Genomic DNA, 2,137 nt, shown 5'->3' with positions numbered 1-2,137 from the left:
CGGGCGTCGTCTCGAAGATCCTCAAGTAATCGGGCGAAAGCCCGCCGGCGGGGCCTTCGGGCCCTGCCATCCCCTGAAACGCCCCGTCCGCATCGCCGGACGGGGCGTTTTCGTTGCTGCGGAGCCGTGCCGCGGCAAGGATACCTTCCCCGGGCGCGCCCCTGCCGGACCGCCAAGGTTGTCAGCCCGGAATTTTTGCGCTACCCCTTGGGAAACCGGATCCTTTTTCGGTTTGTGCCGCCCGGGCCAAGGCCCATGGGTGGAGCACGTCTGCGGCGCCTTCGTGTCGCTTCGGTCCCGTCGTTTCGTGCGGCATTTTCCGGGACCACACCAATCCAGCGGGTCGTCGCGGGGCAGCGCCACGGCGGATCCAGGGCTTGCGCTGCACGACGACGGAAGGACAGTCCTGTCATGACGAAGTTGGAAAATCCGCAGTCGCTCCGGCCTCGTTGGCCAACCCGCTGGCACAACGAAAACAGCGAAGCTGGAGACAGTGAAATGACCGAGATCCTCAAATCCTGTGCAACCGCGGCTCTGTTCGTGATCGGTTCGGCGCTGAGCGCCACGGCGGCCCCGAAGCTGAGCAGCACTCAGCAGGACTGGAGCGTGTTCACCGACACCAGTCCCATCGAATGCTGGGCCGTTACCGCTCCGGTATCCAGCGTGGCGACGAAGGCCGGCAAGGCCACCACCGTGCAGCGCGGCGAAATCGGGCTGTTCGTCACCTATCGCCGTGGCGCGCAGAGCGGGGAAATCTCGTTTCGCGGCGGCTATCCGTTCGCCGCCGGCTCACAGGTGACGATGGCGCTCAACTCGGGGGCGACGTTCACCCTGTTCACCCAGGGCGAAGGGGCCTGGCCGAATACGCCGGCCGATGACGCGAAGATCCTCGCGGCCCTGAAGGGGGCGGGAACCGCAGTCATCACCGGAACTTCCGCGCGCGGCACGGTGACGACCGACAAGATTTCGCTGATGGGCGTGTCGGCGGCAACGGATGCGGCGCGCGGACTGTGCCGCTGAGGCGCGCCGCCTGACGACCCCTGGGGGCGGCTACCCCCGCGACGCCACCACCGCCGCGATGCGGCCCAGCACACCGGCCGCATCGACGCGATCGCAGATCGTCTGAACCGGAATGCCGTCCCAGGCCCCGGGGGGAAAGGGAATACCCTCGGGGCGCAGCACCGTCATGCCGGCGCCGATCCCCTCGGTCAGCACCCGAACCGCGCCGCGCCGGGTGCCGAAGAGCTGCGGATCGGTCACGAAAACGCAGGCACAGGCGTCATGAACGACCATGCCGTCCGGCACCAGCCCCTCGTAGAAGCGCACATAGCCTTGCGACAGATCGCGCACCATGCGCGCGGGCGTCCCCCCCGACACCCCGAGCGCATCGAGCCCGGCACGCGTCATCACCACCTGCATCGTGACATCGAGCCCGACCGCCACCACCGGCCAGCCGGCCCCGAAAACCGCATCGGCCGCCTCCGGATCGCCCCAGATATTAGCCTCGGCCGCGGGGGTCACATTGCCATGCCGGCCAAAGGCCCCGCCCATCAGAACGACCTGACGCACCTTTTGCGCAATATCCGGGGCCTCTTGCAGCGCAAGCGCCAGATTGGTCATGCGCCCGACGGCGATCAGGGTGATCTCACCCGGGCAGGCGCGGATCTCATCGACGATCAGCCGATGCGCCGGACGAGGATCGAGGGGGGCGGCACCGGCCTGCCCGAGCCCGATGTCGCCAAGCCCATCCTGACCGTGGATCGCGACCGGCCAGTCCTCGTTCCGGCGGGACGGGTTCAGCGGCCCCTCTGCCCCCATCGCGACGGGCGCGGAGAACCCCCAGACATGCTTGAACATCGCAGCGTTGCGCGCAGTCTGGTGCGCCGCCGCATTGCCGAAGACGGTGGTCACCGCGCGCAGCTCGATCCCGGGATGGCGGTGCAGATAAAGCAGTGCCAGCGCGTCGTCGACCCCCGGATCGGTGTCGAAAATGACCTTGTGCATGGGGGACCTCCTGTCTCGGTTCGGGTCAGTCTTGCCGCCGGAAACCGGGCGGCGCAAGGGAAGACGGCGAACGGAAAGGGGGAGCCCTGCCCCGCAAAGAGTAGCACAGAGGGGGCTCTGCCCCCTCGGGCCT

Annotated in this window: 2 protein-coding genes; one reads left to right on the top strand and one right to left on the bottom strand. The window is 68.1% G+C overall.

Going from position 1 to position 2,137, the window contains the following annotated elements; genetic code table 11:
- Positions 1-498 precede the first annotated feature (498 nt).
- A complete protein-coding gene (locus tag CG50_RS10065; RefSeq protein ID WP_036637774.1) occupies positions 499-1,020 on the top strand; it encodes an invasion associated locus B family protein in 522 nt (173 codons plus the stop codon).
- 30 nt (positions 1,021-1,050) lie between these two features.
- On the opposite strand, the gene CG50_RS10060 is transcribed toward CG50_RS10065, so the two are convergent.
- A complete protein-coding gene (locus CG50_RS10060) occupies positions 1,051-2,004 on the bottom strand; it encodes a nucleoside hydrolase (protein ID WP_036637772.1) in 954 nt (317 codons plus the stop codon).
- Between the last annotated feature and the right edge of the window lie 133 nt (positions 2,005-2,137).

The organism is Paenirhodobacter enshiensis (genome assembly GCF_000740785.1).
Classification (GTDB): Bacteria; Pseudomonadota; Alphaproteobacteria; order Rhodobacterales; family Rhodobacteraceae; genus Rhodobacter; species Rhodobacter enshiensis.
Note: the sequence above shows the minus strand (reverse complement) of the source record. Positions and strands in the feature narration are given on the sequence as shown.

Excerpts from the sequence above, each read along its gene's own strand:
- CG50_RS10065 (WP_036637774.1), top strand. The coding sequence starts at position 499 with ATGACCGAGATCCTCAAATCCTGTGCAACCGCGGCTCTGTTCGTGATC.
- CG50_RS10060 (WP_036637772.1), bottom strand. The coding sequence starts at position 2,004 with ATGCACAAGGTCATTTTCGACACCGATCCGGGGGTCGACGACGCGCTG.